Here is a 14943-nt window from a genome sequence, read left to right as displayed (position 1 = left end):
ACCCGCCCGCCACGCCCGCCGTGTCTCTAGGTAGGTAGCGGAAGCAGGTGAGCAATGGTCGGCAAACATCGGGTGGTCGACTACGTCGTCGAACATCTCGCGGCGCAGGGCGTCACCCACTTGTTCGGCGTGGGCGGCGCCAACATCGAGGATCTCTACGACGCAGCGCACCTCGGGGCCGTCACGGCGGTGCTGGCCAAGCACGAGTTCGGGGCGGCCAGCATGGCCGACGGATACAGCCGGGCCACTTCGGGGCTTGGCGTGGTGGCCGCGACGTCGGGCGGTGGAGCGCTGAATCTGGTTGCTGGGCTGGGGGAGTCCTTCGCTAGTCGCGTTCCCGTGCTCGCGCTCGTCGGTCAGCCACCCTCGGCGATGGACGGCCGCGGTAGCTTCCAGGACACCAGCGGTGTCAACGGTTCGCCGAATGCCGAGGAGATCTTTTCCGCGGTGTCGGTGTACTGCCGCCGCGTGCTCGTGGCTGCCGACGTGGTGATGGCCCTTCCCGAAGCCGTCGCCGCCGCGCTGTCGGGTGGCCCCGCGGTCCTGGTGTTGCCAAAGGACTTGCAGCAGAGCCTGATCGAAGCCCGGGCGGCCGTCGTCGTCGGCCCGGCCAGGCGCTTCGACCATCCACGGGCGATCCTCGATCTTCTGCAGCGCGAACCGGGGCCGGTGGTCATCATCGCCGGGGAACAGGTGGCACGCGACGACGCGAGGGCCGAACTCCGGGACCTGGTGCGTGCCTTGAACGCCGTGGTGGCCACCGTGCCGGACGCGAAGGACGTGTCTGCGGGGGCGCGGCTCGTCACCGGGGTGATGGGCCATTCCGGAGTCGAACGTGCGGTGGCGGCCAGCGCGGTGTGCCTGCTCGTCGGGACCCGGCTGACCGTCACCGCGCGCGCTGGTTTGGACGCCGCGCTGGACAGGGTGCCGGTGGCGTCGATCGGGTCGGCCGTGCCTTACGTCGACACCACACACGTACACTCCGAGGACCTGCGCGTGTCCCTGGCACAGCTCGCCGTGGAGTTGTCCGGACGGGTCGGGACGATGCCGGATCGACTGCCGGACAACGTACTACGCCCGCCCGCGCATCGCGGTCCGGGCATCCGCTACCGCGACGCCATGATCGCCGTCGACGCGGCCCTGCCCAAGGACGCCGACGTCGTCGTCGACGCGGGCAACAGCGGAGCGGCCGCCATTCACCACCTGCCCTCGCGGCCGTCGGGGCGGTTTCTCGTCGCGCTGGGCATGGGTGGCATGGGCTACAGCTTCGGGGCGGCCGTCGGCGTGTGCTTCGCGAGACGGCGGCGCACGGTCGTAATCGCCGGTGACGGCTCGTTCTTCATGCACGGCATGGAACTGCACACGGCCATCCAGCACGGGCTGCCGTTGACACTGCTGCTGTTCAACAACAACGCCCACGCCATGTGCGTCACCAGGGAGCAGCTGTTCTACGACGACCGGTACAGCTACAACCGGTTCACCAGGAGCCGGCTGGGCGCAGGGCTGGCGGCCATGTTCCCCGGGCTGCCGTCGGTCGACGTCATCGACCCGACGGCGCTACCCGACGTCCTCGATTACGCCATGGGCCACGACGGACCTGCGGTGGTGAGCATCGAGTGCTCTGCTGACGAGATCCCGCCATTCGCACCCTTTCTCGCTGCAGTAGAACACCATTCACATCACCAGGAGAGGAAGCACGATGTCGCTGCCCGCACTTGACGATATCGCGACCCACGCCGGCTCGTCCAAGCCCATCGACGGCGTCATCCGCATCGAAACGGCGCCACGAGAGAAGGCGATGCCGCTCATCATGGAGATGATGCGGTCGGTCTACCCGCACGATCAGGTCTTCGGCGAGTACTGCACGGTCAACGACTACGTCGACTGCCCTCCCCGTGAACTCTTCGAATACCTCTCCGACACGCGAAGTCTCGAGGAGTGGACCTACAGTCTGCGGGGCTTCACCACGACCGAGGAGCCGGGGCTGTGGCGGGCCTACGACCGGCTGGGTTCGGAAACCGAGATCTACACGCGCACGATCGCCAACCGTGACGCGATGACGGTGGACTACCACTGCGCCTGGGACCAGGGCAGTCATCTGTGGATGGTGTATCTGATGCGCGTAGTCGACGCCCTCGTCGTGCTGGACAAGCCGGGGTCGGTGGTGCTGTGGACCAACTGCCATCACCCGTTCTACGAACACAACCCATATCCCGAGACGTCGCCACCGACGCGCCCCGTGTGGGTCGGCGACTTCTGGGACATGTTCGGTGCCGGTCACCTTCTGGAGCTGAAGAACCTCAAGGCGATCGCCGAGTACCGCCACCGGAACGGCTTGCCGGTGCGTCCGGCCTGGATGAGATGAACACTGCCGTGAGCGCAAGCCTGATCGACGTGTCGACCTACCTGCCCGGCGAACCCGTGGGCGCCGACTACTATGCGCAATTCGCCGACTCAGACGGCCTGCGATACAACCTGATGTTCCGGGCGCCGCGCTTCCGGCATCACGTCGCTCCCGACGAGACCGCGATCGACATGGTCGAACGGGCCGCGGCGGGGCTGCTCGACCGGCACGGGAACGACGTACTTGCGTCGGTCGACGTGCTGATCACCCACACCCAGATGCCCGACATGCCGTTCTACGGTGGCGGGGGTGGAATGGCGTACCGCCTTGGGATGAAACCGAATTGGGTGATCGACCTACACAACGGCGGGTGCGCGGCCTTCGTGCTCGGGCTCAAGCTGGCCCGCACGCTGCTGTCTTCGGGCGAGGGCCGCACCGCGATCATCGCCGTCGCCCAGAATGCGGCAGGGCAGATCTTCGATCAGGAGACCGTGCGGCGCAAGGCCCAGTCGTCGGTTCCGGGCGACGGTGCCGCGGTCGGGCTGGTCATCGCATCCGACGAGTCCCCAATCCTCGACGTCGAATGCCGCACCTACGGTGAGTTCGCCGGCGACATGACGATCGCCATCGACCCACCACGCAAGTGGTGGCAGGCGGGCCCAGGCGAGGGTTGCATCGGCTTCACCGAGTCAAAGATCACCAAGGTGCTGGCCAGGGGCAATCGCCAGGTGCCCGAGGTGGCCTACGCGGTGTGTGATCGAATCGGTTTGCCGCCCAGGGAGATCGATCTGCTCGTCACCAACCAGCCGAACCGCGTGTTCCTGCGGAACTGGCGTGAGGCGCTCGAGCTTTCCGAGGACAGGCACGTGGACACGTTCGACGAGTGTGGCAATCTGTTCGCGGCGGGCATCCCGGTGAACCTGGACCGTGCCATCAGCGGCGGGCGCGTCGACCACGGCGACGTCGTGCTGATGGCGGCGTTCGCCCATGCCGGCGACTTCGCCGGCGCTGCGGCCGTACAGTGGGGCGGTCGGACGGCATGACGGCATCCTCCTGCGCCCTGTCCGATGCCGTGAGTGCGCTGCCGAATGCCGTCAATCCACTGGCCTTGTCGCTCAACGAGAATCCCTACCCGCCGCTACCGTCGGTACGCTCTGCACTCGTCGCGTCGATCGACGTCGCCAATCGGTATCCGGAGTTTCTCCCCGAACGTCTGCGGAGCCTCGTCGCCGGGCGGATCGGCGTGCGCGACGGGCAGGTGGTGATCGGCGCAGGCGCCACCGGGGTGGCGCTGCAGGTCCTGCACGCCGTCACCAGCCCCGGTGATGCCATGGTGATGACCTCGCCGACGTTCGACGGGTATCCGATCTTCGCGCAGATGGCCCGGCTGTGGTCGGTCACCGTGCCACTCGACCGGCACGGGCACCACGATCTGGACGCCATGGCCGACGCCGCCAGCCGGGCGCGAGTGGTCGTCCTCTGCCGTCCGCACAATCCGACCGGCACCGTCGAGTCTCCCGCCGACGTCGAGAGATTCCTGGGCCGGGTGCCTGCGGACACCGTGGTGCTGCTCGACGAGGCCTACGTCGAATTCCTGGCCCCGGAGTTGCACATCGATGCTCCGTCGCTCATCGCGCGATTCCCCAATGTCGTGGTGCTCAGAACGTTCTCGAAGGCGTACGGGCTGGCCGGGCTACGGATTGGCTATGGATTCTGCGCGCCCGACCTGGCACGCCAGTTGTGGACCATGCAACTACCGTTCGGGATGGCCGTCAGCAGCCTCGTCGCGGTGGCTGCCTCCTACGATGCGGAAGCCGAACTGCGACAGAGAATCCGGATGATCGGCGCGGAGGGGCGCTACCTGCGGGCCAGGCTACGGACGATGGGCGTTTACAGCACCGACGGGCACGCCAACTTCGTGTACCTGCCCGCGCAGCGCCGGCCATGGCGCGAGGTCTTCGGCGGAACGGACCTGCGAGTACGTGACTACGCCGATGGCGGGGTGCGCATCTCCGTCGGGGACCGGGCGTCGTCGAGGGCGGTGTTGTCCGCAGTCGCCGTGGCGTGAGCGAGCCGCGGAGAAGACGCCCGGGCGGAGTTGCCTCGATGTCGGCGTCGCGTGCGGTATGAAGGGGCCGTGTCCTCGCAGCCCGCTAAGCGCGACCCAATCGCGCTGGCGCGCCACAACTGGGAGCGCGCCGGCTGGGGCGGGGTGGCCGACGGCATGGTCGCCGTCACGTCGGTGATGCGGGCCCATCAGATCCTTCTCGCTCGCGTCGAGACGGCGCTGCGCCCCTACGGCCTGAGCTTCTCGCGCTACGAACTGCTGCGACTCCTGGCGTTCAGCAGCAGTGGCGCGCTGCCCATCACCAAGGCCTCGGACCGGTTGCAGGTCCACGTCACCAGCGTCACCCACGCGATCCGCAGACTGGAGGGCGACGGGCTCGTCGAACGGATCCCGCACCCCACCGACGGTCGCACCACCTTGGTGCGGTTGACCGATCTCGGCCGCTCGACCGTGGAGGACGCGACGATGACGCTCAACGACGAGGTATTCGCGGACATCGGCATCTCGGCCCCCGAGTGTGCGGCACTGGCGGCGGCGATCGAGACGCTGCGCCGCCAGGCCGGCGACTTCTAGGGCGGTGAGGGCAACGGGATAGTCGCGGTGACCGCCGTGCCGGAACCCGGCCGCGATCGGATGTTGAGCCTGCCGCCGACGATCTCCGCGCGTTCGGCCATCGACAACAGCCCGTAGCCACCCATCTCGTCGGCGCCGAGCGGGTGCTCGAACGTGTCGAAACCAACGCCGTTGTCGACGATCTCGAGCCGCGCCGAGTCGTCGCCCACGGAGAACGTCAGGCTCGCGTTGGTGGCGCGGGCGTGCTTGACCACGTTCTGCAGACACTCCTGGGCAATGCGGTACAAGGCGATCTCGATGTGGTCGGGAAGCCGCGCGTCGGCCAGATCGACGTCGATGTCCACCTGCGGAATGGACCTGGCCAGGCTGGCCAGCCCACCCGCGAGACCCAGGTCGTCGAGGACCGGCGGGCGTAATCCGCCGATCGCCGCGCGGGCCTCCTGCAGGGTGAGGTCCACCAACTCGCGAGCCATGCCCAACTGCTCGGCGACCGCGGCGGCATCCTCGCCCACCGCCCTGGCGGCCGCATCCAGGCGGTAGGACAACGTCACCAGTCGTTGCGAGATGCCGTCGTGGATGTCGCCGGCGAGCCGACGGCGCTCGATCTCCTGCGCTTCGATGACCTGCTCGACGAAGTTCTCGTGGGCACGCTCGCGGGCCACCAGCTGCCGGTGGAGCCTGGCCTGGTGCATGGCTCCCGCGATCAGGCGACCGATCACCAGCAGCAGTTCGACGTCGCGGCCGGTGAACTCGCGACGGGCGACGGTGTGCACGTTCAGCACGCCGACCAGGCCCCCGGGGTCGGTTTCCATCGGCACCGACACCATCGACGTGAAGTCCGAGCCGCGCAGCGATTCGAACGGCAGGTACCGCGGGTCGGACTCCTTGTCCTCGACGATCACCACGGGCTCTCGGTGGCTGGCCACCCAGCCCGACACGCCCCGTCCCAACGGCAGCCGGATCTTGCCGACCTCCGCGTCGAACGGCGGGGTCGCGCCCGTCAGCGTGAGCGAGCGTTCGGCGTCGTCGAGGACGTGCACGAAGCAGACGTCCGTTCCCGTGGCCGCGGTGATCATGCGTGCGGCGGCCTCGGCCAGCGGCTCGACACCTGGCCCGCTGGACGCCGCCTGGATCAGCTCGCGCAGGAGTGCGAGCTCGCGGTCGGCGTCGACGAGGTCACGGACGTCACTTGATTTCTGAGGAGTCACTGGTAGATCCCCTCCCGCAGGGCCGTGGCCACGGCGCCGGTGCGGTCGCCGACGCCGAGCTTGCGGTAGATCGACCGAAGGTGCGTCTTCACCGTCTCGTCGCCGATCACCAGCTTGGTGGCGATGCCACGATTGGACAGCCCGCTGACGACGTAGGACAGGATCTCGCTCTCACGCTGGGTCAAGCCTTGTCGGGCGCCGGGCCAGAACTCGTCGCGTTGCAGCCGGGCGGCGGTGTTGACGGCCCGCGCCGCCATTCCGGGGTCGATCGCGGTCTCGCCGGCATGGGCGAACTCCAGCTGGCGCACCAGCTCGTCGCTGCTGATGCTCTTCAGCAGGTACCCGGCCGCGCCCACGCGCAGCGCCTGGAACAGGTACTGCTCGTCGTCGTACACCGACAGCATGACCACCTTCCGGTGGGGATCGCGGTCGCGAAGTGCGGCGCACAGGTCCAGCCCGCTGGAGCCCTGCATGCGCACGTCGCACAGGACGATGTCGGGGTCGAGGTCGGCGACCACGCTCAGCGCCCGCTCGGCCCCCACGGCCTGGCCGACGACCTCGACCTGGTCGCCGAAGGTCGTCAGCATCGCCTTGAGTCCTTCGATGACCATCTCGTGGTCGTCCACCAGCACGAGCCGGACCGGGCGATGGGCGGCGGCGGACATGGCACGAGCATAGGACCGGCATTCGAGCTGGTCGCCAAGTTGGCCTGTTCAATCCCCCGGATGGGGGAGGCGCCGTGGGTGTGACGTCAGCCACTCTGAAGCATGTCGTCGATACCGCACAGAGCGCGGCGGGCAGGTCGGTTCTGGTGGGACTCGCCCCGCCCCAGCGAGGTCGGCCCTCATCCGCTGCGCGCGGTGGTGTTCGATCTCGATGCCCTCGCCGACGTCGAATGCGGTGGCCATCGGCTCGCGTTCAACGCGGCCTTCGCCGCGCACGGGTTGAAGCTGAATTGGTCCGTGTCGCGGTACCGCAAGCTGCTGGCGTTGCCAGACGAGCGGCAGCGCGTCGCAGCCGAGCTAAGGGCGCGGGGAGTCTGCACCGAGTGCGACGTCCCGTTCAAGGTGCTCGTCGACGAGATCTGCCTGACCAAGTCGATGATGGTCGACGAGGTGATGCTGGACGCCGATCTGGATCCGCGGGCCGGTCTGGTCGAACTGATCACCGATGGGTTCACTGCCGGCGTCTCGGTCGGCGTCGTGAGCGCCGGTCGCCGCCAGTGGGTCGAACCCCTCGTGCGCCAACTGGTCGGCGATGGACTGGTGCAGACGATCGTCACCGCCGACGACGTCGGCAAGCCCATGCCGAGCGGCGACGCCTACCGCCTGGCGCTGGCCGAACTGGGCGCCCCCGCGCACGACTCACTGGCCTTCACGGGGTCGCAGGCAGGATTGCGAACCGCGATGACCGTGGGGCTGGCCGGCGTGCTCGTCGACCCCGATGTAGTCGGGGCCCGCGCAGACTACGACGGCCTGCGCATCGCGGACTGTCGACGGCTGCAGGGTCGACTGTGGGCGAGTGGAAACCGTTCAGCTGCCGCGTAGCAGCTCGATGACGGCGCTGAAGTCCTTGGCGGCGTTGTCGGCGGCGAACTTCGCGTAGATCTCCGCGGCGTGAGTGGCCAGCGGCGCCGTCGAGCCCGTCGAGTTCACGGCCGCCATCGCCAGCCCAAGGTCCTTGTTCATCAGCGCCGTCGCGAAGCCCGGCTTGAAGTCGTTGTTGGCCGGCGACGTCGGAACTGGTCCTGGCACTGGGCAATTCGTGTGTACGGCCCAGCAGTTGCCCGTTGCTCCGGTGATCACGTCGAACAACGACTGTGCCGAGAGGCCGAGTCTCTCGGCGAGGACGAACGCCTCGCCGATGGCAATCTGCTGCACGGCGAGCACCATGTTGTTGCACACCTTGGCCGCCTGGCCGGAACCGGACGCTCCGCAGTGAATGATCTTGCCCGCCATCGGCTCCAGAACGGTACGGCCGCGCTCGACCGCCTCGTCCTCACCGCCGACCATGAACGCGAGCGTGCCCGCGACGGCGCCCTTGACGCCCCCCGACACCGGTGCGTCGAGTTGCGCGAAGCCACGCTCGGCGGCCTGCGCATTGACACTGCGGGCATCGTCGACGGAGATCGTGGAACTGTCGATGAAGAGCGCACCGTCGTTCGCGGCGGGCAGCACCTCGTCGTAGCAGCTCCGTACCAGCTCACCGTTGGGCAGCATGGTGATGACGACGTCGGCGCCGTCGACCGCCTCGACGCCGGCGTCGAAGACGTTGACGCCGTTGCCTTCCGCGGTCGCCTTGGCAGCCGGCACCGGATCGAAGCCGCGCACCGCGTGCCCTGCCGTCACGAGGTTGGCGGCCATCGGACCGCCCATGTTGCCGAGTCCCAAGAACGCGATCGTCGCCATCGGTGGCTCCTCCTGAACTAAGACGCGCGCGCCCGGGCGGCTTCTGCTCGCCCGATCACCACGCGCATGATCTCGTTGGTTCCCTCGAGAATGCGGTGCACCCGCAGATCGCGGACGATCTTCTCAATCCCGTACTCGCGCAGATAGCCGTAGCCGCCGTGCAACTGCAGGGCCTGATCGGCCACGTCGAAACAGGCGTCGGTGACGTAGCGCTTGGCCATCGCGCACAACTCGACCTTGTCGGGATGGTTCGCCTCGAGCGCGGAGGCGGCCCGCCACAACAGGTTTCGAGACGTCTCTAGCTTCGTGGCCATGTCGGCGAGCGTGAACCGGATGGTCGGTTCGTCGAGCAGGGTGATGCCGAACGCCTCGCGGTCGGCGAGGTACGACACCGCCTTGTCGTAGGCGGCCTGCGCACCGCCGAGTGAGCAGGCGGCGATGTTGATCCGGCCGCCGTTGAGTCCGTTCATCGCGATGGCGAAGCCGGTGCCCTCACCGTCGGCGCCGCCCAGCATCGCGTCGACGGGCACCCGGGCGCCCTCGAACACCACCTGCGCGGTGGGCTGTGCGTTCCAGCCCATCTTGTACTCGTCGGCGCCGAAGCTGACGCCGGGCGTGTCCTTGTTGACCACCAACGCCGAGATGCCACGGGGGCCGTCGCCCCCCGTGCGCGCCATCACGACGTACAAGTCGGACGCGCCCGCCCCGGAGATGAACTGCTTGACCCCGTCGATGACGTAGTGCTCGCCTTGGGAATCGACCGAGCGAACAGCCTTGGTGCGCAACGCACTTGCATCGGAGCCCGCGCCCGGCTCGGTCAGGCAGTAACTGGCCACCAGCTCCATCGACGCCAGCCGCGGAACCAAGCTCTTGCGTTGCTCGGGGGTGCCGTAGGTGTCGATCATCCACGTGCACATGTTGTGGATCGACATGAACGCCGCGATCGTCGGATCCGCCGTCGAGAGTTGCTCGAAGATTCTTACGGCGTCGAGGCGTCGCAGCCCGCTGCCGCCGACGTCCTCCGAGCAGTAGATCGCCGCCATGCCCAGCGCGGCCGCCTCGCGCATCGCGTCGATCGGGAAGTGCTTGGTCTCGTCCCACTCGAGCGCATGCGGGGCAAGGCGTTTGGTGGCGAACGCGGCCGCCGTCTCGGCGATTACGCGCTCGTCCTCGTCGAGGCCGAAGTAGTCCACGATGCCGCTCTACTTCATGGTCGGGATGACGAACTCGGCGCCATCCTTGATGCCCGACGGCCACCGCTGCGTGACCGTCTTGACCTTGGTGTAGAAGATGATCGACGAGGGTCCGTGCTGATTGAGGTCGCCGAAGCCGGACCGCTTCCAGCCGCCGAAGGTGTGATACGCCACGGGAACCGGGATCGGAACGTTGACCCCGACCATGCCCACCTGAACTCGGGACACGAAGTCGCGAGCGGTGTCGCCGTCGCGCGTGAAGATCGCCACGCCGTTGCCGTACTCGTGCTCGGAGGGCAGCGCGAGTGCTTCTTCGTAAGTCTCTGCCCTGACGATGCACAGCACGGGGCCGAAGATCTCGTCCTTGTAGATCGACATTTCGGTGGTGACGTGATCGAAGAGCGTAGGTCCGATGAAGTACCCGCCCTCCAGGCTGGCGTCGCCGAAGGTGAGGTCGTCGCTGGCGCGCTCGCGGCCGTCGACGACCGCCTCGGCACCGGCTTCGACGCCCTGGCCGATGTATTCCTTCACCCGAGCCAACGCGGCCGAGGTCACGAGTGGGCCGTAGTCGGCCTTGGGGTCGAGGCTGTGGCCCACCCGTAGGTTGTTCACCCGCTCGACGAGTCTGGCGCGCAACCGATTCGCCGTCTCCTCGCCGACCGGGACCGCGACGCTGATCGCCATGCAGCGCTCACCTGCGCTGCCGTAGCCGGCGCCGATGAGTGCGTCGACGGCTTGGTCGAGATCGGCGTCGGGCATCACGATCATGTGGTTCTTGGCGCCGCCGAAACACTGGGCGCGCTTGCCGTTGGCCGCCGCTGTCGAGTAGATGTACTGAGCGATGTCGGAGCTGCCGACGAATCCTACGGCCTGGATGTCGGGGTGGTTCAGGATGGCGTCGACGGCCTCCTTGTCACCGTGTACGACCTGGAAGACACCCTTGGGAAGGCCGGCCTCGAGGAACAGCTCGGCGAGCCGGACCGGGACCGACGGGTCGCGCTCGCTTGGCTTGAGCACGAACGCGTTGCCGCACGCCAGCGCGGGGCCTGCCTTCCACAGCGGGATCATCGCGGGGAAGTTGAACGGGGTGATGCCGGCGACGACGCCGAGCGGTTGGCGCAGCGAGTAGACGTCGATGCCGCCGCCTGCGCCCTCGGTGTACTCGCCCTTCAGCAGATGCGGGATGCCGATCGCGAACTCGATGACCTCGACGCCGCGCTGGATGTCGCCGAGCGAATCGGCGACCGTCTTGCCGTGCTCCAGCGACAGCAGTTCGGCGAGCTCGTCGGCGTTCTCGTTGACCAGCTCGACGAACTTCATCATCACGCGGGCCCGGCGCTGCGGGTTCCAGGCCGCCCACTCCTTCTGGGCTTCCACGGCGATCGCCACGGCGGCGTCGACCTCGTCCGTGGAGGCCATCGGGACCTGGGCCTGGACGTCGCCCGTACTGGGGTTCAGAACGTCGGCGGTGCGGCCGGACTGGCCGGCTACCCGCTGGCCATCGATGAAGTGCGGAATCTGTGTGGTCATGGCGCCCGTCCTTCGGCAGTAATCGCGATTACTAGGACATCCTAGTAACTCCGCGGCCGCGTGCGCAAGGCCCCATCCGTGCGCGAGCGTGCGTGTTTGCGGCCGACACGCCGCCAAGTAATCCGACTCCGCGCACGCTCGCGGTTCTGAAGACGCGTGCTATTTAGTCACCTTGTGAAACGTGATATCGCCGGCGATATGACGTTTCACATCGCAGGGTGGCCTCTCGCCCCTCGGGTCAGTGCGAGTTGCGCAATCCTTCGACGAACGCCTGCGCCTCGTCCCACGTCGGCAGCAGCCCGGCGGCCCGCACGTCGTCAAGAGTCGGTCCTGCGGCGTCGCGCTCGGACAGGTTCGGCTCGGCGCCGTCGACCAGAGGCCAGTCGATTCCGATGGTGGGGTCGGTAGGGCAGATGGTGTGCTCGCGGGTAGGGGAGTAGCCCGCCGAACACAGGTAGGCGACCGTCGAATCATCTTGCAGCGCAAGGAAACCGTGAGCGAGACCCTCGGACAGGTAGATCGTCCGGTGGTCGCGGTCGTCGAGCAGCACCGAGTCCCATTGACCGTACGTTGGCGAGCCCACCCGGACGTCGACCACCACGTCGAAGACTGCACCGCGTAGGCACGTCACGTACTTGGCCTGGCTCGGCGGCAGCTGGGCGAAGTGCAACCCGCGCATGACGCCCGCCGACGACACCGACACGTTGGCCTGCCGAAGGTCGAGGTGGTGCCCGGTCATCGCGGCGAACTCGCCGTCGGTGAACCATTCGAAGAACAATCCGCGGGGGTCAGGGCGAACGGTCGGGGTGATCTCCCATGCGCCGGTGACCGAGAGCTCGCGAAAGGTCACTGGTTGCGCTCCTCGTACATCGCCTCGGACGCGTCTTTCAGCGGGCGCCACCAGGATTCGTTGTCGCGGTACCACTCGATGGTCGCGGCGAGGCCGGACTCGAAGTCGCCGTGTTGAGGCATCCACCCCAGTTCGTCGCGAAGCGCCGACGGGTCGATCGCGTACCGCAGGTCGTGGCCCGCCCGGTCGGTCACGTGATCGAAGTCGTTCGGATCGCGGTCCATCAACCGCAACAGGGTGCGCATGACCGTCAGATTGTCGCGCTCTCCGTCTGCCCCGATCAGATACGTCCGCCCCAACTCCCCGTCGGAGAGGATGCGCCACACGGCACGGTTGTGGTCGATGACGTGAATCCAGTCGCGGACATTGGCTCCCGCGCCGTACAGCTTGGGGCGTCGGCCCGTCAGCACGTTGGTGATCTGGCGCGGAATGAACTTCTCCACGTGCTGGTACGGCCCGTAGTTGTTGGAGCAGTTCGAGATCGTCGCGCGCACGCCATAGGACCGCACCCACGAGCGCACCAGCATGTCCGACGCGGCCTTGGTCGCCGAGTACGGGCTCGACGGGTTGTACGGCGTCGATTCGGTGAAGCGCGCGGGATCGTCGAGCGGCAGGTCGCCGTAGACCTCGTCGGTCGACACGTGGTGCAGTCGAATGCCGTTCCTGCGCACCGCTTCTAGCACGGTGAACGTACCGACGACGTTGGTGCGCAGGAACGCCTCCGGGTCGGCCAGTGAATTGTCGACGTGTGTTTCGGCGGCGAAGTGCGCGACGGCGTCGGACTCGGCGACCAGTTTCTCCACCAGTGCGACGTCGCTGATGTCCCCGTGTACCAGACGCACGTCGTCGGCGACCGGCGCCAACGACTCGCGGCTGCCCGCATAGGTCAGCGCGTCGAGCACCGTCACCCGAACCTCGGGATGCTCGTGCACCGCGGCGTGAACGAAGTTTGCGCCAATGAAGCCGGCTCCCCCTGTGACCAGCAAACGCATGATGACAAACTCTAGCGGTTGGCCGATCTAGCCGTCGGCCGAGAGCCCCAATGGACCCGCGAGTTCGGCCAGCGTCGGAATCAGTGCGTCCTGGCCGCCGAGCACCTGGATGCAGACGTGGTCGGCTCCCGCGTCGACGTGCTCCTGCAAGCGCTTGGCGATGTCGTCCGGCGTCCCATGGGCCACCACGGCGTCGATGAGCTTGTCGCTGCCCGGCTTCTCGACGTCGACGTCGGTGAATCCCAGTCGCTTCCAGTTGTTCACGTAGTTGCTCAGGCCGAGGTAGAACTCGACGGTCTGGCGGCCGATCTCGCGAGCCTGCGCCGCATCTCTGGCCAGCACCACCTTGTGCTCCGGCGCCAGGAACACCGCGTTGCCGATCAGGTCGTGGGCTTGAGCGGTGTGCTCGGGCGTCGTGAGATAGGGGTGCGCTCCGGCGCTGCGCTTCGCCGAGAGCTCGAGCATCTTCGGACCCAGCGCCGCGAGGACGCGACGGCTGGTCGGAACGCTGGCCGCATCGAGGGCGTCCAGGTACTCCACCAGGACGTCGTACGGCTTGCGGTACTCGTCGGAGTGTTCGGGATGCCCGATGCCGATGCCGAGCAGGAACCGACCGGGGTAGGCCTTCTCGATGCGGTGATAGGACTTGGCGACCTCGGCCGCCGGGGCCGACCACACGTTGACGATGCCGGTCGCCACCTGGAGCGTCGTCGTCGCCTCGAGCAGGGGTTCGACGAACGCGAGCTCCGCGGCGGGTGATCCGCCCACCCACACGGCGCCGTAACCCAGCTTCTCGATCTCGACGGCCTGCTCGGGTGTCACTGGCCCCGGGGTCCAGACGCCGAAGCGCCCCAGCTTGGGCTTGAGCTCGGATACGTCAGTCATGCGCGATCCCTTCGGGTCGAGGTCGGGTCACTGTAGGCCGAGCGGCCCGGCCAGTTCGGCGAGCGCGGGCACCAGCTTGTCAGTACCCGTCAACACCTGAACCGGAACATGGTCGGCGCCCGCGGCGAGGTGTTCGGAGAGTCGGGCGGCGATGGCGTCCACGGTGCCGTAGGCGACGAAGGCGTCCACCAGCTCGTCCGAGCCAGGCTTGGCGATGTCCTCGTCGGTGAATCCGAGCCGCTTCCAGTTGTTCGTGTAGTTTGCCAGGCTCAGGTAGATCTCCAGCGCCTTGCGGCCTACGGCGCGAGCTGGTTCGGGGTCGGTCGTGAGGATCGCCTTGTGCTCGGGAGCGAGGAATGCATCGGGTCCGACGAGTTCGCGCGCCTGCCTGGTGTGCTCGGGCGTGGTCAGGTACGGGTGGGCGCCCGCGCTACGGCGAGCCGACAATTCGAGCACGTGTGGCCCGAGTGCGGCGACGACGCGACGATCCTTGGGGACGCCGTACTCGTCGAGCTTGTCCAGGTACTCGGTGAGCGCGTCGTAGGGCTTCTCGTACTCGGCGTGGGCCTCGGGGTGCCCGACGCCGATACCGAGCAGGAACCTCTTCGGGTAAGCCTCGTCGATGCGGTGGAACGACTCGGCCACCGCGCCGGCCGCCGCAGTCCAGATGTTGACGATGCCCGTGGCCACCTGAAGAGTGCTCGTCGCGTCGAGCAGGGGCTCGACCCATTCGAGCTGGGCCGGGGGAGATCCGCCGACCCAGATGGCGCCGTAACCCAGCGCCTCGATGTCCTTGGCCTGGGCCGGGGTGGCCCCGCGACCGAACACGCCGAAATTGCCGAGATTGGGTTTCGTCATGGTCGGGTCAACCAGTGTGAGCCGCGTGACTTCC

The 14943-nt window shown here is 67.6% G+C and carries 15 protein-coding genes; 6 read left to right on the top strand and 9 right to left on the bottom strand.

The genetic code is table 11. The annotated features are described in order from the left end of the window. The first annotated feature begins 54 nt into the window (after positions 1-54). From VET27_RS03240 to VET27_RS03220, 5 genes are all read left to right on the top strand, one after another. Positions 55-1719: a thiamine pyrophosphate-binding protein gene (locus tag VET27_RS03240; protein WP_526515073.1), complete on the top strand. Its 1665-nt coding sequence runs from the start codon at positions 55-57 to the stop codon at positions 1717-1719. Further along, positions 1700-2365, top strand: coding sequence for a DUF8713 domain-containing protein (locus tag VET27_RS03235; protein ID WP_526515071.1), 666 nt, complete (start codon positions 1700-1702; stop codon positions 2363-2365). Before VET27_RS03240 ends, VET27_RS03235 begins: the two co-directional genes overlap by 20 nt. 8 nt (positions 2366-2373) lie before the next feature. Then, positions 2374-3387: a 3-oxoacyl-ACP synthase III family protein gene (locus tag VET27_RS03230; protein WP_526515069.1), complete on the top strand. Its 1014-nt coding sequence runs from the start codon at positions 2374-2376 to the stop codon at positions 3385-3387. Next, on the top strand, positions 3384-4412 hold the full coding sequence (locus tag VET27_RS03225; protein ID WP_526515067.1) for a pyridoxal phosphate-dependent aminotransferase: 1029 nt from the start codon (positions 3384-3386) through the stop codon (positions 4410-4412). The genes VET27_RS03230 and VET27_RS03225 overlap by 4 nt, the downstream gene beginning before the upstream one ends. Positions 4413-4481: 69 nt before the next feature. Continuing rightward, positions 4482-4985, top strand: coding sequence for a MarR family transcriptional regulator (locus tag VET27_RS03220; RefSeq protein ID WP_526515065.1), 504 nt, complete (start codon positions 4482-4484; stop codon positions 4983-4985). Here VET27_RS03220 and VET27_RS03215 read toward each other — a convergent pair. Next, positions 4982-6193, bottom strand: coding sequence for a GAF domain-containing sensor histidine kinase (locus tag VET27_RS03215; protein WP_526515063.1), 1212 nt, complete (start codon positions 6191-6193; stop codon positions 4982-4984). The genes VET27_RS03220 and VET27_RS03215 overlap by 4 nt on opposite strands. After that, the gene (locus VET27_RS03210; RefSeq protein WP_526515061.1) at positions 6190-6858 is read right to left on the bottom strand and encodes a response regulator transcription factor; all 669 of its coding nucleotides are present in this window, start codon (positions 6856-6858) and stop codon (positions 6190-6192) included. Before VET27_RS03210 ends, VET27_RS03215 begins: the two co-directional genes overlap by 4 nt. A 102-nt stretch (positions 6859-6960) precedes the next feature. On the opposite strand from VET27_RS03210, the gene VET27_RS03205 reads away from it, so the two are divergent. After that, a complete protein-coding gene (locus tag VET27_RS03205; protein WP_526515059.1) occupies positions 6961-7740 on the top strand; it encodes an HAD family hydrolase in 780 nt (259 codons plus the stop codon). Here VET27_RS03205 and mmsB read toward each other — a convergent pair. From mmsB to VET27_RS03170, 7 genes are all read right to left on the bottom strand, one after another. After that, the gene (mmsB, locus tag VET27_RS03200) at positions 7726-8601 is read right to left on the bottom strand and encodes a 3-hydroxyisobutyrate dehydrogenase (protein ID WP_526515057.1); all 876 of its coding nucleotides are present in this window, start codon (positions 8599-8601) and stop codon (positions 7726-7728) included. The two genes, VET27_RS03205 and mmsB, sit on opposite strands and share 15 nt — an antisense overlap. Positions 8602-8618: 17 nt before the next feature. Continuing rightward, entirely contained in the window at positions 8619-9794 is a 1176-nt protein-coding gene (locus VET27_RS03195; protein WP_526515055.1) for an acyl-CoA dehydrogenase family protein, read from the bottom strand. A 9-nt stretch (positions 9795-9803) separates the two neighbouring features. Next, on the bottom strand, positions 9804-11324 hold the full coding sequence (locus tag VET27_RS03190; RefSeq protein WP_526515053.1) for a CoA-acylating methylmalonate-semialdehyde dehydrogenase: 1521 nt from the start codon (positions 11322-11324) through the stop codon (positions 9804-9806). Positions 11325-11562: 238 nt separating this feature from the next. Then, positions 11563-12174: a dTDP-4-dehydrorhamnose 3,5-epimerase gene (gene rfbC / locus VET27_RS03185; protein WP_526515051.1), complete on the bottom strand. Its 612-nt coding sequence runs from the start codon at positions 12172-12174 to the stop codon at positions 11563-11565. Beyond that, positions 12171-13166, bottom strand: coding sequence for a dTDP-glucose 4,6-dehydratase (rfbB, locus tag VET27_RS03180; protein ID WP_526515049.1), 996 nt, complete (start codon positions 13164-13166; stop codon positions 12171-12173). The genes rfbC and rfbB overlap by 4 nt, the downstream gene beginning before the upstream one ends. Before the next feature lie 27 nt (positions 13167-13193). Next, positions 13194-14051, bottom strand: coding sequence for an LLM class F420-dependent oxidoreductase (locus VET27_RS03175; protein WP_526515047.1), 858 nt, complete (start codon positions 14049-14051; stop codon positions 13194-13196). A gap of 27 nt (positions 14052-14078) precedes the next feature. Next, complete coding sequence (locus VET27_RS03170) at positions 14079-14909, bottom strand: LLM class F420-dependent oxidoreductase (RefSeq protein WP_526515045.1); 831 nt, start codon at positions 14907-14909, stop codon at positions 14079-14081. Positions 14910-14943: the final 34 nt, after the last annotated feature.

Origin of the sequence: Mycobacterium sp. (assembly GCF_035633495.1) — a bacterium.
Classification (GTDB): Bacteria; Actinomycetota; Actinomycetes; order Mycobacteriales; family Mycobacteriaceae; genus Mycobacterium.
Note: the sequence above shows the minus strand (reverse complement) of the source record. Positions and strands in the feature narration are given on the sequence as shown.